This window comes from Solidesulfovibrio carbinolicus (assembly GCF_004135975.1).
Taxonomy (GTDB): Bacteria; Desulfobacterota; Desulfovibrionia; order Desulfovibrionales; family Desulfovibrionaceae; genus Solidesulfovibrio; species Solidesulfovibrio carbinolicus.
In genome coordinates, this window is record NZ_CP026538.1 from 49,871 (window position 1) to 70,311 (window position 20,441).

At 59.9% G+C, this 20,441-nt stretch carries 17 protein-coding genes and 1 tRNA gene; 9 read left to right on the plus strand and 9 right to left on the minus strand.

All coding sequences use genetic code 11. The annotated features are described in order from the left end of the window. Positions 1 to 24: 24 nt before the first annotated feature. On the minus strand, positions 25 to 1,479 hold the full coding sequence (locus C3Y92_RS00220) for a sigma-54 interaction domain-containing protein (protein WP_129348386.1): 1,455 nt from the start codon (positions 1,477 to 1,479) through the stop codon (positions 25 to 27). Positions 1,480 to 1,805: 326 nt separating this feature from the next. On the opposite strand from C3Y92_RS00220, the gene C3Y92_RS00225 reads away from it, so the two are divergent. Both C3Y92_RS00225 and C3Y92_RS00230 read left to right on the plus strand, forming a co-directional pair. Beyond that, positions 1,806 to 2,165, plus strand: coding sequence for an iron-sulfur cluster assembly scaffold protein (locus C3Y92_RS00225; RefSeq protein WP_129348388.1), 360 nt, complete (start codon positions 1,806 to 1,808; stop codon positions 2,163 to 2,165). A gap of 198 nt (positions 2,166 to 2,363) precedes the next feature. Beyond that, positions 2,364 to 4,817 (plus strand): glycogen/starch/alpha-glucan phosphorylase, encoded by a 2,454-nt coding sequence (locus C3Y92_RS00230; RefSeq protein WP_129348390.1) that lies wholly within the window; start codon positions 2,364 to 2,366, stop codon positions 4,815 to 4,817. Between the two features lie 35 nt (positions 4,818 to 4,852). Here C3Y92_RS00230 and C3Y92_RS00235 read toward each other — a convergent pair whose 3' ends face one another. Next, positions 4,853 to 5,323, minus strand: a complete 471-nt coding sequence (locus tag C3Y92_RS00235; protein WP_129348392.1) for a zinc ribbon domain-containing protein — start codon at positions 5,321 to 5,323, stop codon at positions 4,853 to 4,855. 89 nt (positions 5,324 to 5,412) lie between these two features. On the opposite strand from C3Y92_RS00235, the gene C3Y92_RS00240 reads away from it, so the two are divergent. Both C3Y92_RS00240 and C3Y92_RS00245 read left to right on the plus strand, forming a co-directional pair. After that, the gene (locus C3Y92_RS00240) at positions 5,413 to 5,610 is read left to right on the plus strand and encodes a ferredoxin (RefSeq protein ID WP_006920093.1); all 198 of its coding nucleotides are present in this window, start codon (positions 5,413 to 5,415) and stop codon (positions 5,608 to 5,610) included. Positions 5,611 to 5,916: 306 nt separating this feature from the next. Beyond that, complete coding sequence (locus tag C3Y92_RS00245) at positions 5,917 to 6,804, plus strand: hypothetical protein (protein WP_129348394.1); 888 nt, start codon at positions 5,917 to 5,919, stop codon at positions 6,802 to 6,804. A 169-nt stretch (positions 6,805 to 6,973) separates the two neighbouring features. Here C3Y92_RS00245 and C3Y92_RS00250 read toward each other — a convergent pair whose 3' ends face one another. Continuing rightward, entirely contained in the window at positions 6,974 to 7,618 is a 645-nt protein-coding gene (locus C3Y92_RS00250; RefSeq protein WP_129348396.1) for a response regulator, read from the minus strand. 63 nt (positions 7,619 to 7,681) lie between these two features. Continuing rightward, positions 7,682 to 8,071: a response regulator gene (locus C3Y92_RS00255; protein ID WP_043601371.1), complete on the minus strand. Its 390-nt coding sequence runs from the start codon at positions 8,069 to 8,071 to the stop codon at positions 7,682 to 7,684. A gap of 123 nt (positions 8,072 to 8,194) precedes the next feature. Between C3Y92_RS00255 and cysQ the strand changes: the two genes are divergently transcribed. Further along, positions 8,195 to 8,980 carry a 3'(2'),5'-bisphosphate nucleotidase CysQ gene (gene cysQ / locus C3Y92_RS00260; RefSeq protein WP_129348398.1) on the plus strand — a complete coding sequence of 262 codons (786 nt, stop codon included), beginning with the start codon at positions 8,195 to 8,197 and terminating at the stop codon, positions 8,978 to 8,980. A 157-nt stretch (positions 8,981 to 9,137) separates the two neighbouring features. Beyond that, positions 9,138 to 9,632, plus strand: coding sequence for a hypothetical protein (locus tag C3Y92_RS00265; protein WP_129348400.1), 495 nt, complete (start codon positions 9,138 to 9,140; stop codon positions 9,630 to 9,632). Positions 9,633 to 9,939: 307 nt separating this feature from the next. On the opposite strand, the gene C3Y92_RS00270 is transcribed toward C3Y92_RS00265, so the two are convergent. Both C3Y92_RS00270 and C3Y92_RS00275 read right to left on the minus strand, forming a co-directional pair. Beyond that, positions 9,940 to 10,224 carry an RNA recognition motif domain-containing protein gene (locus C3Y92_RS00270; protein WP_012749752.1) on the minus strand — a complete coding sequence of 95 codons (285 nt, stop codon included), beginning with the start codon at positions 10,222 to 10,224 and terminating at the stop codon, positions 9,940 to 9,942. 936 nt (positions 10,225 to 11,160) lie between these two features. Next, on the minus strand, positions 11,161 to 12,681 hold the full coding sequence (locus C3Y92_RS00275) for an ATP-binding protein (RefSeq protein WP_165352036.1): 1,521 nt from the start codon (positions 12,679 to 12,681) through the stop codon (positions 11,161 to 11,163). A gap of 442 nt (positions 12,682 to 13,123) precedes the next feature. Between C3Y92_RS00275 and C3Y92_RS00280 the strand changes: the two genes are divergently transcribed. Next, positions 13,124 to 13,414 (plus strand): EF-hand domain-containing protein, encoded by a 291-nt coding sequence (locus C3Y92_RS00280; RefSeq protein ID WP_129348404.1) that lies wholly within the window; start codon positions 13,124 to 13,126, stop codon positions 13,412 to 13,414. Between the two features lie 189 nt (positions 13,415 to 13,603). On the opposite strand, the gene C3Y92_RS00285 is transcribed toward C3Y92_RS00280, so the two are convergent. The 3 genes from C3Y92_RS00285 to C3Y92_RS00295 all read right to left on the minus strand — a co-directional run bounded on the left by C3Y92_RS00285 (position 13,604) and on the right by C3Y92_RS00295 (position 18,442). Continuing rightward, positions 13,604 to 14,029, minus strand: coding sequence for a hypothetical protein (locus C3Y92_RS00285; protein ID WP_129348406.1), 426 nt, complete (start codon positions 14,027 to 14,029; stop codon positions 13,604 to 13,606). Between the two features lie 185 nt (positions 14,030 to 14,214). Then, entirely contained in the window at positions 14,215 to 17,379 is a 3,165-nt protein-coding gene (locus C3Y92_RS00290) for an ATP-binding protein (protein WP_235669560.1), read from the minus strand. Positions 17,380 to 18,366: 987 nt separating this feature from the next. Beyond that, positions 18,367 to 18,442, minus strand: a tRNA-Ala gene (locus C3Y92_RS00295). A 157-nt stretch (positions 18,443 to 18,599) separates the two neighbouring features. On the opposite strand from C3Y92_RS00295, the gene C3Y92_RS00300 reads away from it, so the two are divergent. Together C3Y92_RS00300 and C3Y92_RS00305 are read left to right on the plus strand one after the other, a co-directional pair. Further along, positions 18,600 to 19,598 carry an ABC transporter permease gene (locus C3Y92_RS00300; RefSeq protein WP_012749662.1) on the plus strand — a complete coding sequence of 333 codons (999 nt, stop codon included), beginning with the start codon at positions 18,600 to 18,602 and terminating at the stop codon, positions 19,596 to 19,598. After that, positions 19,591 to 20,433, plus strand: coding sequence for an ABC transporter permease (locus tag C3Y92_RS00305; RefSeq protein ID WP_129348408.1), 843 nt, complete (start codon positions 19,591 to 19,593; stop codon positions 20,431 to 20,433). Before C3Y92_RS00300 ends, C3Y92_RS00305 begins: the two co-directional genes overlap by 8 nt. Positions 20,434 to 20,441 lie beyond the last annotated feature (8 nt).

Consider the following 20,441-nt stretch of genomic DNA (forward strand, 5'->3'; position numbering starts at 1 on the left):
GCGCGCCTTTATTCCGTTATACGCCTACTCGCCGGCCGCTTTCTTGAGTTTGCGGAAGATGGTGGTGCGGTCCAGGCCCAGGCGTTTGGCGGCTTCGCCCACGGAGCCGAAGTGTTCGATGGCGCCTTCGAGGTAGTCGCGCTCGAAGGCGGCGATGACCTCTTTATAGGGCCGTTCCCAGTCCGGTTCCGGGGTGGCCATGGGCGGCGGGGTCATCGGGGCCGGGCCGGCCGGCCGGGGCGCGTCCGGGGACAGCGGGCATTCGGTCACGCGCATGGCCGTGGGCAGTTCGTCGGCCTCGATGCGGCCGGAGTCGCAGGTGATGACCAGGCCTTCGATCAAGTTTTCGAGTTCGCGGACGTTGCCGGGCCAGTTGTAGTGGGCCAGGATGCGTTCGGATTCCAGGGACAGGGTGGTGCGTTTGCGGTAGCGCGAGCCGAAGCGCTGGAGGAACATGCGGGCCAGCGGCAGGATGTCGTCGGGCCGGTCGCGCAGGGGCGGGATTTCCAGCACGGCCACGCGCAAGCGGAAAAACAGGTCGCTGCGGAAGGCGCCGACCTTGGCCTCGGCTTCAAGGTTGCGGTTGGTGGCGGCGATGACGCGCACGTTGGTCTTGCGGCACTTGCTGGACCCGACAGGCGTCAGTTCGCGGTCCTGGAGCACGCGCAGGAGCTTGGACTGGAGCGGCAGGGGCATTTCGCCGATTTCGTCGAGAAAGATGGTGCCGCCCTCGGCCATCTCGAAAAAGCCTACCCGGCCCTTGGGATGCGCCCCGGTGAAGGCTCCGGGGGCGTAGCCGAAGAGTTCGGATTCGATGAGGTTTTCCGGGATGGAGGCGCAGTCCACCTTGACGAAGGGCTTTTCGCGCCGGGGGCTGGCCTCGTGGATCATGCGGGCGAAGAGTTCCTTGCCCACGCCCGTTTCGCCCAGGACCAGGGCCACGGCGTCGGTGGCGGCCACCCGGCGCAGCAGGTCCATCAGGCGCTTCATGGCCGAGTTCTCGGCGATAAAGCTCGTGATGCCCCCGCCCTCGCGGATGAAGAAATCCATCTGGTGCTGGTAGGTCTCGATGAGCTCCTGCTGGCGGGAGATGCGTTCGCGCATCCGGGCCATCAGTGTAATGTCGCGGGCGTAGAGCACCACCAGGCTGACCTTGCCGTCGGGGTCGCGGATGGGCTTGCCGTCGATGGTCATGGAGCGGTTGTCGCGGGTGACCTGGATGGAGGAGGCGGGGCGGCCGGTGGCGACGATTTCCGGGGTGATGGGGGCGATGTTGAAAAGCCCTTCGCGCTTGAGCTCTTCGACGTTTTTGCCGATGAGCTCGGCCTTGGCCATGCCGGTGAGCTGTTCGTAGGCGGCGTTGGCCTTGAGGGCATAGCCGTCGCGGTCGGCGATGAACACGCCGTCCTCGATGCTGTCGAGGATGGCGTCGAGGTGTCCGGCCACGGGGTCGAGGAGTTTTTGCACTTTTTTTCCCAAGGCAGACCTCTTTTGGCGAAGGGTTTGTCCCATTTTTCTCAAGCGTGGCCAGTCTGCCTGGTGCAATAGCGCAACTCGTGGCGTTTTCGCAACATGTTGCAAATTTGCCAAGCCACTGTTTTTTCAGGTTTTGCTCATTTTCAGTCTAGAATAGTCGATGCTTTTTTGCAACATGGCATGGCTTTTTCGCGAATTCATCAGACGTCTGAAAAAAATATGTAATAAATTTAGCATGTTAAATAAATGGCACGCCCGTTGCTTATAGAGAAGCAACAACGCGTGAGCAGCCGCAAACACCCTGCGAAGTTTTTATAAAGGAGACCGCCATGAACGCCGAAGCCACCACCAAGACCCGCCTGACCGTGAAGCCCCTGGACAACTACACCATCGAAGGCACCAGCGAATGTTCCGCCTGCGGACGTGCCGTGAAGATGCAGCTTCTTATCGAGAACGACATCATCGTCGACGCCGGCGGTACGGTCGAGAGCTGCGGTTACAGCCGCGAGTGCATGGCCGCCCTGTGCGCCACCGTCAAGGGCATGAGCGTTCTGGACGCCCAGACCGTGTCCAGCGAAGATTTCCAGCCGCTGATGACCCGGGTCATCGAAAAGCTCGGCTGCGACAACTGGTGTGTGGCGGCGTTGCGCATCGCCCTGCGCAACTATCGCCTCAGGGAAGCGGCTTAGGCACCCCGCTCCCCAGCATCGGACACAACCCGTCCCACGCGGGCGTCCGGACAGGCCGGGAACCGACCGCCGCTATCGGTTCCCGGCCTTTTTTGCGTCCTTTTCCCGGCTTTCGTCGTCGGGCTTTGACAGTCCCCCCCGGCTCCCGTAGGACTGAATCAGAGTCCCACCCAAACGCCGCCGTCAGGGGAGCACGCCATGGCCAAGCCCGCCGCCCCGGATTTCCACCAGCTCGAATCCCTCGGAGAGGACATCAAGCGCTACGTCCTGTCCATCCTCGGCAACGACCTCTACCCGCCCGATCCTTTTCGCTACTACAGCGGCCTGGCCTACGCCATCCGCGAACGCCTTATCAGGATGTGGCTGGCCACCCAGGCCTCGTATTACGATTCCATGTCCAAGCGGGTCTACTACCTGTCCATGGAGTTTTTGCCCGGCCGGTTCCTCATGAACTACATCACCAACATGGGCATGGAGGACGGTTGCCGCCAGGCCGCCGCCGACCTGGGCTTCAGCCTGGACGACCTGGCCGAGGAGGAGCGCGACGCCGGCCTGGGCAACGGGGGCCTGGGGCGTCTGGCCTCCTGCTACATGGACTCCATGGCCACCCAGCGCATCCCGGGCTACGGCTACGGCATCCTCTACGACTACGGCCTGTTTCATCAGCGCATTGTGAACGGCTGGCAGGAGGAGGAGGCCGACAACTGGCGTCGCCACGGCAGTCCCTGGGTCATCGACCGGGTGGAGCATCTCTATGAGGTGAAATTCTACGGCCGCAGCGAAGCCTACACCGACCCCCAAGGCGTCCTGCGGTACCGCTGGGCCGAGGCCGACACGGTCATGGCCATGCCCTGCGACATCCTTATCCCCGGCCACGGCGGCAAACACGTCACCAACATGCGGCTGTGGGCCGCCGCCTCGTCCACCGGCTTTTCGCTTCGCGACTTCAACCAGGGCGATTTCCTGGGGGCCATGCAGTCGAAAATCCATTCGGAAAACATTTCCAAGGTGCTCTACCCCAACGACGAACCCATCCAGGGCAAGGAACTGCGCCTGCGCCAGCAGTATTTCCTGGTGGCCGCAACCCTTCGCGACATCATCCGCCGCCACAAGAAATCCGGCCCGGGCTTTGACGAGTTCCCGGACCAGGTGGCCATCCAGCTCAACGACACCCACCCGACCATCGCCGTGGCCGAGCTCATGCGCATCCTCGTGGACGAGGAATTTCTCGGCTGGGACGAGGCCTGGGCCATCTGCCGCCGTACCTTTGCCTACACCAACCACACCGTGCTGCCCGAGGCCCTGGAGACCTGGCCGGCCGATCTGCTGGGCCGGGTGCTGCCGCGCCATCTGGAAATCATCGCCGAGATCGACCGGCGCTTCCTGCTGGAGGTGGCCGCCGCCCATCCCGGCGACCAGGGCCGGCAAAACCGGCTGGCCATCATCGACCCGGCCAGCCGCCGGGTGCGCATGGCCCATCTGGCCATTGTCGGCAGCCACAAGGTCAACGGCGTGGCCAGGCTCCACTCCGACATCCTGCGCGAAAAGGTTTTTCCGGAGTTCGACGCCCTGTACCCGGGCAAGTTCACCAACGTCACCAACGGCATCACGCCCAGGCGCTGGCTGCTCCAGGCCAACCCGGCCCTGTCGCGGCTTATCACCGCGCGCATCGGCCCGGACTGGACCACCGATCTCGACCGGCTGGCCGAACTCCTGCCCCTGGCCGAGGACCCGGATTTCCGCAAGGACTGGCGGGCGGCCAAGCGGGAGAACAAGAAGCGCCTGGCTCGCTACGTGCTGCGCAAATCCGGCATGGGCATCAACCCGGACACGCTGTTTGACGTCCAGGTCAAGCGCATGCACGAATACAAGCGCCAATTTTTAAACGTCCTGCACGTGGTGACGCTCTACAACCGCCTGCGCCGCGATCCCCATCTAGCCGTGCCGCCGCGCACGGTGCTCATCGGCGGCAAGGCCGCGCCGGGCTATTTCATGGCCAAGCGCATCATTCGGCTCATCACCGCCGTGGCCGAGACCGTAAACGCCGACGACGCCGTGCGAAGCCGGCTGCGGGTGGTGTTTTTGCCCAACTACTGCGTGTCCCAGGCGGAGAAGGTCATCCCGGCCGCCGAACTGTCCCAGCAGATCTCCACGGCCGGCATGGAAGCTTCGGGCACGGGCAACATGAAGTTCGCCCTAAACGGCGCGCTGACCATCGGGACCCTGGACGGGGCCAACATCGAGATCATGGAGGCCGTGGGGCGGGAGAACATCTTCATCTTTGGGCTCACAGCCAAGGAAGTGGAGGCCACCCGGGCCGCCGGCTACGACCCGGGCCGGCGCGTGGCCGCCGACGCCGAACTGGCCGAGGCCCTGGACATGATCGGCCGGGGCTATTTCACGCCGTCCGAGCCGGACCTGTTCGCGCCCATCCTCGACAACCTGCTGCGCCACGGCGACTACTATCTGGTCACGGCCGACTACCGGGCCTGCCTGGAGGCCCAGGACGCGGTCAATGCCCTCTACCTCGACCCCGAGGCCTGGACCGCGGCCTCGATCCGCAACACGGCCAACATGGGCTTTTTCTCCAGCGACCGGGCGGTGCTGGAATACGCCAAGAACATCTGGAACATTGAGCCTTTGGGAGAGTAACGGCCATTGGCCAGGCAGAGGCTGGGAGCCTGCGGCTACAGCCGCCGCAGCCAGGCGATGAGGGCCAGGACGGCCAGGAGGGGATAGAGCGGCCACAGGACGCCCACGGCCAGGCATACGGCCACGGCCACGGCCAGCACGCCGGCATAGAGGCAGGCTTCGAAATAGGGGCCAAGGCCCAAAAGCGGATTCTTCCAGCCCTGGAAATCGAGCAGCCTGGAGTCGGGGCGGGGGTCGGGACGGGCTTTGTCCGGGGCCAGCTCGGGTTTTCGCGGCCGGGACCGGCCCTCGCCGGCGTCCGGCCCTGGGGGCCTGGCAGTAGCGTCCCCGTGCGCCTCGCCGCCGGCCGTCGCCGGCCGGCCGGCGGACCTGGCCTCTTCCTGGGCGGCCGGATCGGGCGCGGCGGCGTCTTCGGTTCCGGCCCGGCCGGATTGCAGCTTATGGCCGCAGACCTGGCAGAACCGGCGGTCGTCGGGATTGTCCCCGCCGCATTTGTTGCATCGCATGGCGCTTTTGGCTTGTCCTTTCGTTGACAACGTCGTGGGGAAACATAGATGGAAAAGGTCGGACCCGCCACCAAAACAAAGGAACGCCGATGGAGACGATCCTGACCGCCTATTCCGTCAATCCGGTTTGCTGCAACGGCTGCGGCGCTTGCGCCGCCATGGCCCCGGAGCTTTTCGCCATGGACGAGGCCACGGAAAAGCCCGTGCTGCTCCTGGCCGAGGCCCCGGTGGACGACGTGGAGCGGGCCATGGCCTTTTGCCCCCACGACTGCATCGAAGCCGACTGACGTCCGCCCTGCCCTGCCGCCTTCGCGCCCTTGCCGGTTTTGCCGCCGGCAGGGGCGTTTTTGTAGGCTCAGCCCAGGAGCCGCGTTTCCGGCCACGTGCGCTCCGACAGCCCTTTGGCTTGCCCGCCGCTCCCCTTTAACCCTTTCTCCAGATGGGGGGTCTGGGGGCCTCAGGCCCCCAGCCGCCGGAGGCAACGCCTTCTCCTCTCCTCCCCACCCATCCTTACCTCCACGCACTAATGCCTTGCCCCAAACGGCCGATAGGAGCGGCAAGGCGGCCGGGAAGGGGTCGTCGGGGAGGCCGTCATGGCAAGGCGCGAACGGTTGGCCGTCATCGAGGCACTGGATCGGCTGGGGCTGCTCAAATATATTCTGGCCGCGAGCATTACGCTGTTGGCCTTTGGCGTCACGGCCGGGGCTTTCTGCTATGAGCAGCTGCAAAAGCGGCCGCCGCGCCTGTCCAAGGCCGGCCAGGCCGCCCTGGAGCGCCAGCTGCCGCCGTCGCCGCCGGCGGCCTATGTCCACCGCGCGCCGGTGAGCCGGCAAGCGCGGTTCGCGGCCGGGCCGGATGCTGGGCCGAGTTTTTCCTTTTACGACATCTCCGACCGGGAAACGCCCCAGACCTTGGCCGACAAGTTGGCCAACAAGCGTTTCCGGGTGAGTCGGGGCCAGGGCCAGACCTGCAATTTCGCCTATCCCTTGGCCGCCGCGGCCGGGGACAAGGAAGCCGTGGCCGCCTACATCCGCGATCTGGGCCGTGAATGCTGCGCCGCCGCCGCCAATCTGCCCGGGCAGCTTTCGACCTACGCCTTTGCCAGAAACGCCGAGAAGAACGTGGCCCAGCCGGCCGGCCCTATTTCGGGTTCGGCGGTGTTTTCCGAGGTTGGGGGCGGGCTTTTGACGCTCAATCTGCGTTTTTCCGACCACGGCGAAGGCTATGCGGCCAGTTTGCGCCAGCATTTGTCCGAGCGCCACGGCCCGCCGTCGCCCATGGGGACGTCGGGCGAGGCCTGGGCCTGGGCCCGGGACAAGGGGCTGGTGACGCTGACGCGGCTGGGGCGCGGGGTGCAGGTGACGGTCTACTATGCGGCCAACATTGAGCGTCATGCCGCGCACACGGCCCGGCTGGCCGACCGGCCGGCCCCGCAGCGTCAAAAGCCGGCCACCGGTCTGGCCGTGGCCGAAGCCTGGTAGGACGAGCCGCTGGCGCGACGCAAGACGCAACGTCAGGACTGGACCACGCGAACTTCACCGACGACCTCTCCACCCAACGGCAAAGCCCCCTCCCCCCCTTTCCCCAGCTGGGGGGTCTGGGGGCCTCAGGCCCCCAGCCGCCGGCATCTTTACTGCTATTCTCTTCTCATCACCCCAACAGTCGCAGCCAGCCTAACGTCTGGCCGGTGGAGTCGGTGAGGGGGGTATCGGCGGGGCCTGGCAGGGGCGTTTCGTCGGGGAAGGCTTCGGTGAAGGCCATGCCGGCGAGGTGGTCGTCGGGATGGGCCAGGAGTATCCGGCCGGAGCGGTCCACGGCGGCCAGGCGGCGGGAGCACGCGGCCAGGACGCCGGCCAGCAGGGATTTGTACAGGGTCACGGCCGCGTCGGTGGGGCAGGGGCGTTCCCGGCCGCGCCGGGTGATGGCCATTTCGAGGTTGGCCTTGAGGTCGAGGAGTTTGGCGGGTTTTTGGATGTAGCCGGCGGCTCCGGCCCCGGCCACGCGTTCCATGATGTCGCGGTCCACGGCGGCGGTGAGGAAAATGACCGGCACGCCGAATTCGGCGATGAGCGCTCCGGCCGCTTCCACGCCGTCCATGGCTCCGGCCAGGTTGATGTCCATGAGCACCACGTCCGGGGCGGCTTGCCGGGCCGCGTCCAGGGCTTCCTCGCCGGTGCGGGCCATCCCGAGGATGCCGTAGCCCAGCCGGCCGAGAATTTTTTCGGCCACCCGGGCCGAAAGCGGGTCATCCTCGACGATGAGCACCGTGCGCTGTGGCTTGGCCGACTCCTCCATGGCCGCCCTCCTCGTGATTTTTCTGGAAAAATACGGGCGTATTTTTCAAGGGCCGCGTCGCCGCTACTTGGCGTCGGCGAGCTGCTTTTTCTTGTGGGCGTCCTGGATCTTGTAATACAGATCGTCCATTTCAGCGGGCTTCATGAGGTAGTCGAAAGCCCCCTGCTCCATGCCGCGTATGGCCACGTCCACGTTGGCGTGGCCGGTGAGCATGATGACCTCCACCGCCGGATGGGCCGCCTTGATGCGTGACAAGGTTTCCATGCCGTCCATGCCGGGCATTTTGACGTCCAGCAGCACCACGTCGGCCGGGAAGCCTTGCAGCGCCTCCAGGGCCTGTTCGCCGCTGTGGGCCATGTTCACTTCAAGCCCCCGGCGCATCAGACGCTTGCGCAGGGTTTCCACGTAGCTTTCCTCGTCATCCACGAGCAGAACCCGTACCGCCTCGCTCACAAGCATCCCTCCCATCGGACATGCGACAACGCCCGTTTCATAGCCGCGCGGCATGGGAAAAGCAACAACGCCGGTTTTGACACGGCCTGCACTGGCCGGTACCAGCCCGGGAGGAGCACCATTATGCATGGACTGGATCGCGAAGCCCTCATGGGTCTGGCCCGGCTGGCCGGCCAGGCCATCCTGGAATGCCGCGCCGGCGGCCTGGACATCGAAACCAAGGCCGACGGTACGCCCGTGACCCAGGCCGACAAACGGGCCGGGGAGATTTTGACGGCCGGGCTGGCCCATATCTTTCCGGGACTGCCCGTTATCTGCGAGGAAACCGCCAACGCGCCCTATGAGGAGCGGCGGCGGTATAAACGGTGTTTCATCGTGGACCCCCTGGACGGCACCAAGGAGTTCGCGGCCGGGCGGGAGGATTTTTGCGTCTGTCTGGCCTTGGTGGAAGACGGCCGGCCGGTCTACGGCGTCATCGCCGCGCCCGTGGCCGACCGGCTCTATGCCGGCGGGCCGGGTATCCCGTCCCTGCGCCGGGAGAGCGACGGCACGGAGCAGGTGTTGCGGGTGCGCCGGCCCGTGCCTGGGGAGACCATCATCGCCATGGCCAGCCGGTCCCATCCCTCGCCCGGGCTGGCCGACTGGCTGGCCCGCTTTGGCGAAGTGCGCACCGTGAGCCGGGGCAGCGCGCTGAAATTTTGCGCCCTGGCCCAAGGGGACTGCCATGTCTACCCGCGCCTGGGGCCGACGTCGGAGTGGGACGTGGCCGCCGGCCACGCCCTAGTGCTGGGGGCCGGCGGCGTCATGACGGCCCTGGACGGGTCGCCGTTTGCCTACAACAAGCCGGAATTCCTCAATGGCCCGTTTTTGGCCCACAGCCTGGACCCGGCCGACCCGAGGCTGGGGTGAGGTTTTCCCCTTGCCAAGGCAAAAGGCCCAAGGATAGGACCGCAACAAGGCGAAGCCGCTGCCGGCGCGCCTGAAGTAAACGCCATGGGCGGCTTTCTTTGCCCAGGATCAAGGGCAGGCTTTTCACACAACGACGTTTCGTCTTGAGGATCTCCCGATGCGCGACAAAGCTCTTCTCTTCCTCACCGGGAGAAACGGCATTCTGCTTTTCAATGTCCTTATTTTGGCGCTGAGCATTTTCTCGCTTTGGATAATGGCTCCCATGTTGCTCAACGCCTTAGACAACATCCCCGACCTCGAAAACGTCTCGGAATCCCTGGGCGTCATCCTCATCGCTTACGGCGTCGCCATTGAGGAACGTCATTCCCTCATGCCCATTTTCAAGCTCTATCCGAAATTTTACACTGAAAAGCAGGCTTATATCGACGACATCTGCCACGCCTACGGACTTTTTTATCTGTTGTTGGGACTTTTCATGGAAATGTGCGTGGCCTGCGTCAAGATGCCCAATGCCATCATTGACACCGACCATATCGAATATCTGCTTTTTGGCGTCAGCGCCGTGTTCATTGTCTGGAACACCGGCCTGATGTTTCGGCACTGTTATCTGCTCTACACCGCCCCGGAGCAGTATACGCCAGACGCCCATTGACGCGCCGGTTCGCCGCTGCCAGGACGCCCTCCCGCCGCCGCCTGTTTTCACCCTGCCCAGTCCTGGCCGCAGCAACAAAAAACGCGTGCGCGCGCCCCTGGGGAGCGCACGGGCGGCGAATAGAGCGTTTTCCCCAGTGACCAGGCAGCGCAACCACCGGCCCGATTTACCCCGTGGCCTTCGTTGCCACGCCTTCCGACCGCGCGGCCAATCCGCAAGCCCCCTCCTCCGCGCCACGCAAAAAGGGCCAGGAACATGCTCCTGGCCCTTGGTCATTATCGAGAGGTGCGAGTGGAGTCCGCGGGGACTACCAGCGGCTGCCGCCGCGGTTGCCGCCGCCGGAGCGGGGCTTGTCCTCGGCTTCGTTGACCTTCAGATTGCGGCCGCCGAAGTCCTGACCATCCATGCCGGCGATGGCCGCACGGGCACCTTCGTCGTCCATCTCGACGAAACCGAAACCGCGCAGACGGCCGGTTTCACGATCGGTGATGAGATTGACGCTGATGACTTCGCCGTAGTTGGAGAACTGGGTGCGGATGTCGTCTTCGGTGGAATTGAAAGACAAGTTGCCGACATAGAGTTTCTTGGACATGGGTTGCTCCTGTTTTTAGCATTTCTTTTCGTATCGAGTGGAGCTGTACATCAGAACGCCCAAGATCCAAAAAATCCATGCTCGTTTAAATAGACTGGCCACAGAACAGATACACCTTTCGCGGCAGATGTAAAGAGATTGGCCTGAAAATAATTTTATAATTATTTTAGTGTTCCATGCTCTTGCCGGAGCCGTTTTCTGGCGTTGCATAAGCTTGCCGCCGGCAATAAAGAGTAAAGTAGCGCGGTATGTTACGTTGTATTTTGCGAATCGATGACGGGTGTCGGGAATATTTTGGCCGAGCCGCGGCAATCTCCCCGAAAAGTCCGAAAGTCCATCCAGGACCGATGTCGAGCATTCCTTCAGGCACCACAATGGAAAAAGAAAGGCCCCGACTGCACAAGCCGGGGCCAGTAAGGGTATGTTGCAAAAAAGACTTATGGGTTGACGATTGCGCCTCGACTAGGAACGTAGAGCTCGTGTTTGCCACACATGGAGCTTGCCAGATTTCATTTTTTACTGGCCTTCAAGTGCTCTACTGCGAGGAAAACTCTCCGACAATTGATTCACCCAATGGCATCGCCTCCGTTAGGGTTGCTCACAACCTTCACTAGGGACACGACTAACATATAGGCCCGGGACCAACCGCTGTCTAGTGCTTTTTTCGAGGTTGCTTCAAAATACCCGCAGTGAATTCAGACCGGCGGGAAAAAGCGGAGCAAATTCGTTAAGAAATTTGTGCGCATTCCTCTGACGATGGCCCAACCCAAAGAAAAATCGGGCATTCCCCCCTGGGGGCCCACCCTGGAGCGGGGATGGCCCGGGGGGCAAAGGGGCCAGTCCCAAGGGAACGGCCCAGGAAGGGGCCTACCGCGCCTTTCCAGGGGGTGTCCGGGCCGGCGGTCGGGGGAGTGGATGGGGCAGGACCAACGGCCGTCAGGAGGCTCCAACATCTCCGAGACCTAGCTCATTCTGAGCGGCACAGGAGCGCACGTAATCCAAAAGTTCACGCGCAAAAGCAGTATGCAATTGGATTGACTGGAAGTCCGGCTCAACGCCGCAAAGAAACTGCAGTGCCAAGTTCATGCGGCCTTCTTGGCTTGGACCAATGCCTGCGAAGAAAAACCCTAACTTTTCGGCAGCCTCGCTTAATTCTGGCGTGTGGCCGTTATCTAGGGGCAATAGAAGGACAGTCAGCGGGGTGACCCGGGTGCGTGATGTTTTAAGGTGTGACTCTATTTGAGCCAACGCATCTCGCCCTGGCTCAGATATAGTGATAAATGTCCATCCTTCCTTAAAATCGGATTCAAATTCTAAAATCGTTGGTGTACTTGGCAGCGCAGTCCCATGCGATGCACCCGAATCAGGGAGATGGCTCAGGCCAATGTTGGCAAAGATGCTTTCGATCATCCGCTTGTGGCGGACGGGAAGGTAGACCGGAGACGGGTCGGGTTCGCCGAGGCAGCGGACAAACACGAGATCGGCGATACGACCTGGAACAACGTCTGCCTTGTCGGCGCTGCCCTCGCTCCAGACGCTGGCCGCCGGGCCTGCGGCAGCAAGCAGGGCAGACTCCCGCAGTCCTGCGTGGAGCGCCGAACGTTGGGAACGAACATGACTTGTAACCGCTGATGCCAGCACGACGCGCACCCCACGTTCGGCGGCGATCCGCATCAGGCAATCAGCAAGCCCCCAGGAGCAGCCCTTGCCTTGGTGACGTGCGTCCACGAAACCGAAGGTCAGTTCCCTAACTCCCGCTTCCAGGTGCAGCAGCGCCCCGTGACCAGTAATCCCGACGCCCTCGACCTCGGAAACGACAGAGATCATCTCGCCTGTCTCAAGCATTTCCCGCACGCTGGCCGGGTAATAAATCCGCTCGTCGAAAAGGACGGTGCCGTGGGATCTCAAGGCGAGACGGGCGATAGCATCGGCGTCATGAGGCGCCGCGCGACGCAGGACTTGGGGTGGGAGCGATTGATTTGCCGCTGGCCATTCGGGTGCATCCCCTTCGGACTTCTCCCTCGCCACAGGCAGATCAAGCGGGAGGAGCGCAACCATGGAAACTTCGCGCTCGCCGTCTTCCTTTACCGAAAAGAATACTTGGTCGACGAGCCTGCGAATGAGATGTGTACCAAGGCCAGTCGTGTCGCCTTCGCCAAGACGGCTCGGGTCGTATTGGGGCAGCCGGCTTTCATCCAAAGGCAATCCTTTGGAACGCACCGTAAGACGCAGGCCGTGGCCTGTTTCGGACATGATGACGGTTAGTTCGTCGTTCTGACCGCCGTATCCGAAGGCTAGGGCATTCATGACTGCCTCATCCAGGGCCAGACTGATGTCCCGGACACGTTCCTTGCTGAATCCAAGGAGTGAAGCATACTCGCCAGCCGCAGCCACAGCCACTCCAACCCATCGTTCGCGAGCGGGCAGATGCAGGCATATGGGATCATGCAATCGCAAGGTTAACTCCGAGTATCGGTCCAAAACTCAGCATTTATGCTGATAGCCCAACGACTGAAAAATACCTCGATCAGTCAAGGAGGTCCACACTTTAGCGGGGACGGAGCCGGGGGACAAAGGCCCCAGGACCAGGGGAACGGCTCAGGAAGGGGGCGGTCAATGACAGCGACAGGGGGAGAGGATGGGGTTGGCCCAGGAAACCAAGCGGGACGGGTAAATTCACAGCCCCTATGCCTCAATAGGCCAGTTCCTGCAGCACTTTCTCGGGCAGGGTCAGTCTTCGATGCCGCCTGTGGCATCAACCGCGCGTGCCGGATATCGTTTGTTCAACAGGATGTTGCCGAAACTTTGATGCACAACAGGCAAGTGAAGAAATTGTCCACCTAGGTTGACGCAATCAAAATTAATCGTATTATGTAGGACAAACTTTTCCGGAGGAACTATGAAGAAACTTGCCGTGTTAACTTTCCTCGGCGTACTTTCAATTGCAACCATGGCCTTTGCTGGCGACAAATATGATGGACACTTTGGAGATATCGACAATAACGGCGATAAAGTAGTCGTAAAAGAAGAGTTCGTTGAATTTTTCAAAGCGAACGGCGACCCCGCAGCCGCATTTGTCATCATTGACGTCGACAAATCTGGCGGAATAGACCACGACGAATGGCATGCGTTCAAGAAAGCTCACGGCTACGGTCATAAGGATGAAAATCACTCTGACAAAAAGCAATAACCAAACCAGTGAGTTTCCTGGCTAGGGGCTGATTGCGGGGTATGTACAGGCCATAACCCCACAGCCTCGCGTTGGCGCTTAGGCAAAGAAAAAGGGGTTACCGATTTCACGGCAACCCCTTGGCATGCTTCTTGGTGACGCCGGAGGCAATCGAATCCACAGAAGCAACGGTCAAGTCTATTGGAAGACTTACTTTTGTCTTTTGGCTATCCCAATAGCCACAACACTGTCAGAGGGCTTGGCATGGCGATATACACCTTCAAGCTTATCTTTGCCAACAATTCGCCAATCAACAAATCCATCTACGTCTACTGAGTACATAAATTTTCCATCGGAAGAGATCATCCCGATGATTTTTTCAGATCCGCGCTGCGATGTATATGTCCCTTTAACAAAACGGTCATCCTGACTGATGATTTCAAGCTGCCCGTTCAGAACATTTTGACCAGGAGTCCAGTGCGTAATGCTTGACTCTTTATCGGAATTCAGCATCACGCCTCCTTTCGTCTCTACATCCCATTTCCCAACCAACGAAGGGATTTTGTCCTCGGCCAATGCAAACGACGAGGAGAGCAGCAAAGAAAGCACTGTGGCAACAAGAGCGGTACACTTCATGTCTCGACCTCCAAGCGTTACATGTTTCGACCATAAATGAAAGAAAGTACCTCAACGGGACAGGGTAAAAAGCCCAGCCCCCGTGACTCACTCCGGCTGTCATTCCGCTAGACCCTGTGTCACCGCTCGCTCATGAAGAAAGCGCCTCGCGCCCAAATCTCCGCATCAATTGGTCTGCCGATGCATCATTGAACTTTTTTCTTCATGCCGAGAACCCGTTCAATCACTTCAATCAGCGCCAACCTATCCACAGGCTTCGAAATATATTCGTCCATTCCCGCTTCTAGAAATTTATCTCGATCACCAGACATTGCATATGCAGTCATAGCAACGATTGGGATGCTTGACTTCGCTCCAAGATTGCTTGCCCCTCTGATTGCCTTTGTAGCTTCAACGCCGTCCATGACGGGCATTTGGACGTCCATGAGTATTAGGTTGAAGTCTTCTGCATTCAACCGCTTTAACGCTTCCTCACCATCCTTGGCGACAGTGACTGCGTAGCCGGATTTCTCGAGCATCCGTTTGCAGGTAAGCGAGCTTAACGAATCGTCCTCAGCAAGGAGTATGCGCGAAGGACTGTGTTCAGGGGAGTGGTGGTTATTCACGGCATGCTCTACGGTTTTCTGCTCACCCACCTGTGGAACCTTGAACGGCAGTGAGAGATAGACGATCGTTCCCTCACCTAGTGAACTATCAATCGACATGTTTCCACCCAGGAGCTTTACCAAGCGACGAACGATAGAAAGCCCAAGGCCAGCCCCTTGGAAGCGCCTAGTGTATGAGCCTTCAGCTTGAACAAAAGGCTCAAAAATTGACTTAAGACTTTCTTCTGAAATACCTATTCCCGTATCACTGACTGTGATCAAAACACGCACGAAAGAATCGCCCGGCTTTGACAACAACGATGCATCGATCCGAACTGCACCCTTATCGGTAAATTTAATAGCGTTGCCGACAAGATTGAACAGGATTTGTCGAAGCCGAACCTCGTCCCCGATCAAGACCAGGGGCAGATCCTCATCGCGTCCAAACTCCAAGCAAAGACCTTTCTCCCGGGCCTCCATCTCAAAAAGGTCTCGGATAGAATCCCGCGTTTTCTTGATGTTGAATTCTGTCTCAACTATTTCCATCCTACCTGCTTCGATCCTTGAGATGTCAAGAATATCCGAAAGCAATCGCGTCAGTCGTTTTGTGGACCTAATCGCTCCCAAAAGATACTCTTTTTGCTCATCATTCGGCCCAGTAGACTCAAGCAACTGGAGCATCCCGAGCACTCCGTTTAGTGGAGTGCGTATTTCATGGCTCATGTTAGCAAGAAACTCGCTCTTGGCGTGGCTAGCTGTCTCGGCGGCATTCTTTGCCAACTGAAGAGCCTCTTCAGCCTGAAGACGCTCAAGCTCCCGGCCTGCTCGCACTCCAGCTAATTTCAAAATGGATTCAGCCAGACGAGTATCCTTCAAAGGGTGACGCCCTATGGCAGCAATAAGCCCGTTCGGTTGTCCAGCCGAATCCCACAAAGTAATGCCAACGTAACTCTCGGCTGCCATGTCCTGTAGAACCGGATCATCAGGAAAAAGACTGCGCACATCGCGGGGAAAACAGCATGCCTGTTTTTCAACCACATCCCCACAAGGAGTGTCTTTCAACGCGTAGGTGATATTGTCTTCAAAATGCCCATCGAAATATACAGCCAGAGTCCGTGCGTTAAGCCCATCACCTTCAAGCCGATCTATGCAGACGAAATCCATTTTCAGGTTTTCAGCCAAGTACTCCGCGAGATCTTCGAAGAAGTCTTTGCCAGAACGAGCGTTGCCATAGGTTGCCAGAAATGTCAGAGACTGCTCGATGGCTTTTCGTTCAGTAATATCGCGATTGCAGACCCTACGCCCCAGAAATACTCCGTCATTGCTGAATACAGGCTTACAACTGTGGCTGATCCAAACGACTTCGCCGGAGCGTTTGAGTATTCGGAAGTCCAATTCCAAATGATGGTGCTCAAAGTTGTCAAGCACCAGATCAAGGTGCTCTTCCCAGAGTTTCAAGTCATCTGGATGGACAATTTGGCGGTCATCCAGAGGGTTATCTCCCATGAACTCTTCTGGGGAGTATCCAGTAATGTCTTTGCACGAAGGCGAGACCCATTTGAGCTTCCCATCGGGGCCGCGCCAGTACTCCCAATCGTTTGCGTTGTCTGAAACAATACGGAGGTGCTCCTCACTCTTACGCAGCGCATCCTCAGCCTGCTTGATTTCCGTAAAATGTATTTCAGCTTTGGTGCCAATCTGGTTGATGTCCTTGGCCAGCTGGCTAATCTCATCGTTTCCGCCGACATTCCCTGTCCGTTCTGAGTACAGACCGGAGGCATAAGCATTGGCCACTTTGCCCAACACCTCGATGCGACGGACAATTCCCACGGTCCCGGCATAATATGCGACCAGGAGGGACATAAGGCCAGCAGCAGCTAACAAAAGTAGGTTCTTGCGGAGTTCTCGCTTTGGTTCCGAAACGATTTCCTCCTCAAGGATGCTGACGCCAACATAGAAGTATGGGGCTTCACCGTCCACCCGGGACAGTTTTTGAACGGCATAGATCCTCCGGCGTCCGTCAGCACCGATATTCGTGAAGGGAACTCCCGGTGCTCGTGCAACTATGTCCTGCCATACGTTGGCCCGTATTGCTTCCCCTACAGGGTAAATATCACTTTTAGGATTTGGGAAATGGCGGTTATAGAGTCGGATTCCATCTTCATCTGCCATGTAAATTGTCGAGTATGTGGGGAGATCAATGTCTTTGACAACATCATCATACTGATCTAATCGAACACCAGCGTTGAGAATTCCTACCATTTTATTGGCAGCATCGTAGACAGGGAGTGCACACGTAAGCACATGGCGGCCAGTCGCAATGCTTTTTGTGTATCCTCCATAAGCAAAGTCGCGAGTGGCTAATGCACGCTTGAATGCGCGCTGATCAGCCAAATTCCTTCCTGGCACCCAGTCTTGCGTGGACGCCACGACTGCGCCCTGGAGGTTAGTCAAGATGATATTGTTATAAACGCTGCTCTTATTGGTGATACTTCTCAATATCTTTGTACTTGTTGGCCCATCCAATTCCTGCACGGACGCGAGCGCGGCAATGGCCTTGAGGTATTCATGGGTACTCGCACTCATAAGCACTTGGCGAGAAGCCAAGTTGCCAGCGACATATTTGGCCTGGTTTAACGCCCGTTCAATAGCACGTTGCTCATTAGATAGTCCGCTATATAAGATGACAACCATATCCGGAATCAGGACAAGCAGCACCAATGCGCCAAGCTTTTTGCGTATGCTGAATCTTGAATTTGCAAGCACGAATACCACCTCATTGATATGAAAACACGCTCAAGAGTCTCCCGTGCCCTGCCCTTAGTAAAAGCACTCGCTTTATGGATTCAGATATCGAGCTCAACCAAGAAAGCTTCCCCACTTTTAAGAAAGTCCGAAGCTCCTGGGAGGCCCCAGCAGATTAACCGCCTGGGTAATTCCCCAGCTCCTGTGACTGTCTCCGACTGTCCCCGCGTCAAGCTTCGTGTTAGCATTCATCCAAGTAGAAAAGGGTAAGCAACCCTGGCCCTGCCAATCCCTTGTCCTCCTGACTACTCCCATCAGTGCACCATACATGTCCAAAAGTCCAAAGCAGTCTAGCTTCACCGCCTGGAAAGTTTGCTTTTGCAATGTCACCTTTGTCACCAGTCAACAAGTTGCATAAATTCATAAGCTTATCTGCAAATCGCCGGCGCATAGGATGACAGTTGGTCCAGTGGGCGACACGGGGCAGGACCAGGAAGACCAACCGGCCCCAGTAAAATCCCAGCCCCTGTGCCTTCATAGGCCAGTTGCTGCGGCACGTTCTCGGGCAGGGTCAGCCAAAGTTACCGCCAGCAGGAAACGGGGCCAGAAAATTTTCAGAGGACGCACCCGAAAAGTCCAAATGTCCATCCCGAGGGCAATGCCTGTGGGAATATTCCGCGAAAACAGCACGATGTCGTCATGCTGACGTGCCCCCGCGACGCGTAGGTGCGTTCTTGCCGCCGGGCACCGCGCCGATCATTTTCCGCCGCCAACGCATCGGGAAAGTCCAAACGTCCAATTCGAGACAAGAAATTCCGGGGACTGCTGGAATTTTTTCCAGGTAACCTGTTGAAAATTTTCAAGAGGTCGTCCCCGGGGTGGGGAAGGAGATGAGTCAGCCGGCCAGGGCCTGGGCTGTCAGAGCCAACGGGAGCGTTGGCGGTGAGTTGGCACCGGGCCAAAGAAAAAGGGGTCACCGATTTCTCGGTAACCCCTTGGCATTCTTCTTGGTGGAGCTGGAGGGAATCGAACCCACGACCTCTTGAATGCCATTCAAGCGCTCTCCCAACTGAGCTACAGCCCCGCAGCGAGGTCCGTTTCTACGCGGGTCCCGAAAAAAGTCAATCGAAAATTTCGGCCCGCGCCACTTTTTTTGACCGCCCTTTCCAACAAGCCCCGTTTCTCGTACATACCTCCTGGGCCGGCGACTGCCGACATGCCCCCAAGGAGTGCCCCTAACCGTGCTCGCATTGGCCAAACGTCTCCTGCTCAAAACACTCTGGGTCGCCGTCGTGTTCCTCGGCATCACCTGCGTGAGCTTCGCCGTCATTCACCTCGCCCCAGGTTCGCCCACCGACATGGAGACCACCCTCAACCCGCTCGCCACCGCCGAAACCCGCGCCCGGCTCCAGGCGCTCTACGGCCTCGACCGGCCGCTGCATGTCCAATACCTCGACTGGCTCGGCAAACTCGCCCGCCTCGACTTCGGCAACTCGCTCTCCGGCGACCGGCGTCCGGTCTGGGACCGCATCAAGGAACGCCTGCCGCTGACTATTTCCATGAACGTCGCCTCCCTGATCCTCACACTCGCCGTAGCCATCCCCATCGGCGTGGCCTCGGCCCGGCATCAGGGGGGCCTGTTCGACCGCGCCGCCACGGTCTTCGTCTTCATCGGCTTCGCCATGCCCGGCTTCTGGCTGGCCTTGCTGCTAATGCTCTATTTCGGCATCCACCTCGGCTGGCTGCCCATCTCGGGCCTGACCTCCATGGACTACGCCCGCCTGGGACCCTGGGACAAAATCGTGGATCTGGCCCGGCATCTGGCACTGCCCATTTTCATCTATACCTTCGGGTCGCTGGCCGGCATGTCGCGCTTCATGCGCTCGGCCATGCTCGAGGTGCTGCGCCAGGACTACATCCTGACGGCCCGGGCCAAGGGGCTGTCGGAATTCACCGTCATCTACAAGCACGCCCTGCGAAACGCCCTGCTGCCGGTCATCACCATCCTGGGCCTGTCCGTGCCCGGGCTTATCGGCGGCTCGGTCATCATCGAGTCCATCTTCGCCCTGCCGGGCCTGGGACAGCTCTTCTACCAGTCGGTCATGGCCCGGGATTATCCGCTCATTATGGGCAATCTGGTCCTGGGCGCGGTGCTAACCCTGGCCGGCAATTTGCTGGCCGACGCCGGCTACGCCCTGGCCGATCCGCGCATCCGCCTGGGAGGGAAAGGCGATGCTTAACTCGGCCCGGACCTTGCGGCGGCTTCTCCCGGCCAACGGCCTGCTGGCCGTGGGGCTTTGCATCGTCGGCGCGGTCTCCGTGGCCGCGCTGCTGGCCCCCTGGCTGGCCCCCTACGATCCCTTGGCCTTGGACGTGGACGCCATCCTGCGGCCCCCCGGCGGCGCGCATCTGCTGGGCACCGACGCCCTTGGGCGCGACGTGTTGTCGCGCCTGCTCTACGGCGGCCGGGTGTCGCTGTGGGTGGGCTTCGTGGCCGTGGGCATCTCCGTGGCCATCGGCCTGTTTCTCGGCCTGTGCTCGGGCTATTTCGGCGGCCTGATTGACGAGGCCATCATGCGCGGCGTGGACGTCATGCTGTGCTTTCCCTCGTTTTTCCTCATCCTGGCCGTTATCGCCTTTCTCTCGCCGTCGCTGACCAACATCATGATCGTCATTGGCCTGACCTCCTGGATGGGCGTCACCCGGCTGGTGCGGGCCGAGACCTTGGCCCTGCGGACGCGTGATTTCGTCCTGGCCGCCCGGGTGTCGGGCATGGGCGCGCCGGGCATCCTTTTCTACCACATCCTGCCCAACGCCGCCGCGCCGGTGCTGGTTTCGGCCACGCTCGGCGTGGCCGGGGCCATCCTCACCGAATCGTCGTTGAGCTTTTTGGGCCTGGGCGTGCTGCCGCCGACCCCGAGCTGGGGCAACATGCTCATGGAAGGCAAGGAAGTGCTGGAAGTGGCCCCCTGGCTGTCCATTTTCCCGGGGCTGGCCATTCTGGTCACCGTGCTCGGCTACAACCTCATCGGCGAAAGCCTGCGCGACATCCTGGACCCGAGGCTGCGGCAATAGGCCATACC

Bases quoted from the DNA above. Each gene is read 5' to 3' on its own strand.
- C3Y92_RS00225 (WP_129348388.1), top strand. From the start codon at position 1,806: ATGAACGCCGAAGCCACCACCAAGACCCGCCTGACCGTGAAGCCCCTG.
- C3Y92_RS00230 (WP_129348390.1), top strand. From the start codon at position 2,364: ATGGCCAAGCCCGCCGCCCCGGATTTCCACCAGCTCGAATCCCTCGGA.
- C3Y92_RS00235 (WP_129348392.1), bottom strand. From the start codon at position 5,323: ATGCGATGCAACAAATGCGGCGGGGACAATCCCGACGACCGCCGGTTC.
- C3Y92_RS00240 (WP_006920093.1), top strand. From the start codon at position 5,413: ATGGAGACGATCCTGACCGCCTATTCCGTCAATCCGGTTTGCTGCAAC.
- C3Y92_RS00245 (WP_129348394.1), top strand. From the start codon at position 5,917: ATGGCAAGGCGCGAACGGTTGGCCGTCATCGAGGCACTGGATCGGCTG.
- C3Y92_RS00250 (WP_129348396.1), bottom strand. From the start codon at position 7,618: ATGGAGGAGTCGGCCAAGCCACAGCGCACGGTGCTCATCGTCGAGGAT.
- cysQ (WP_129348398.1), top strand. From the start codon at position 8,195: ATGCATGGACTGGATCGCGAAGCCCTCATGGGTCTGGCCCGGCTGGCC.
- C3Y92_RS00265 (WP_129348400.1), top strand. From the start codon at position 9,138: ATGCGCGACAAAGCTCTTCTCTTCCTCACCGGGAGAAACGGCATTCTG.
- C3Y92_RS00270 (WP_012749752.1), bottom strand. From the start codon at position 10,224: ATGTCCAAGAAACTCTATGTCGGCAACTTGTCTTTCAATTCCACCGAA.
- C3Y92_RS00280 (WP_129348404.1), top strand. From the start codon at position 13,124: ATGAAGAAACTTGCCGTGTTAACTTTCCTCGGCGTACTTTCAATTGCA.
- C3Y92_RS00285 (WP_129348406.1), bottom strand. From the start codon at position 14,029: ATGAAGTGTACCGCTCTTGTTGCCACAGTGCTTTCTTTGCTGCTCTCC.
- C3Y92_RS00305 (WP_129348408.1), top strand. From the start codon at position 19,591: ATGCTTAACTCGGCCCGGACCTTGCGGCGGCTTCTCCCGGCCAACGGC.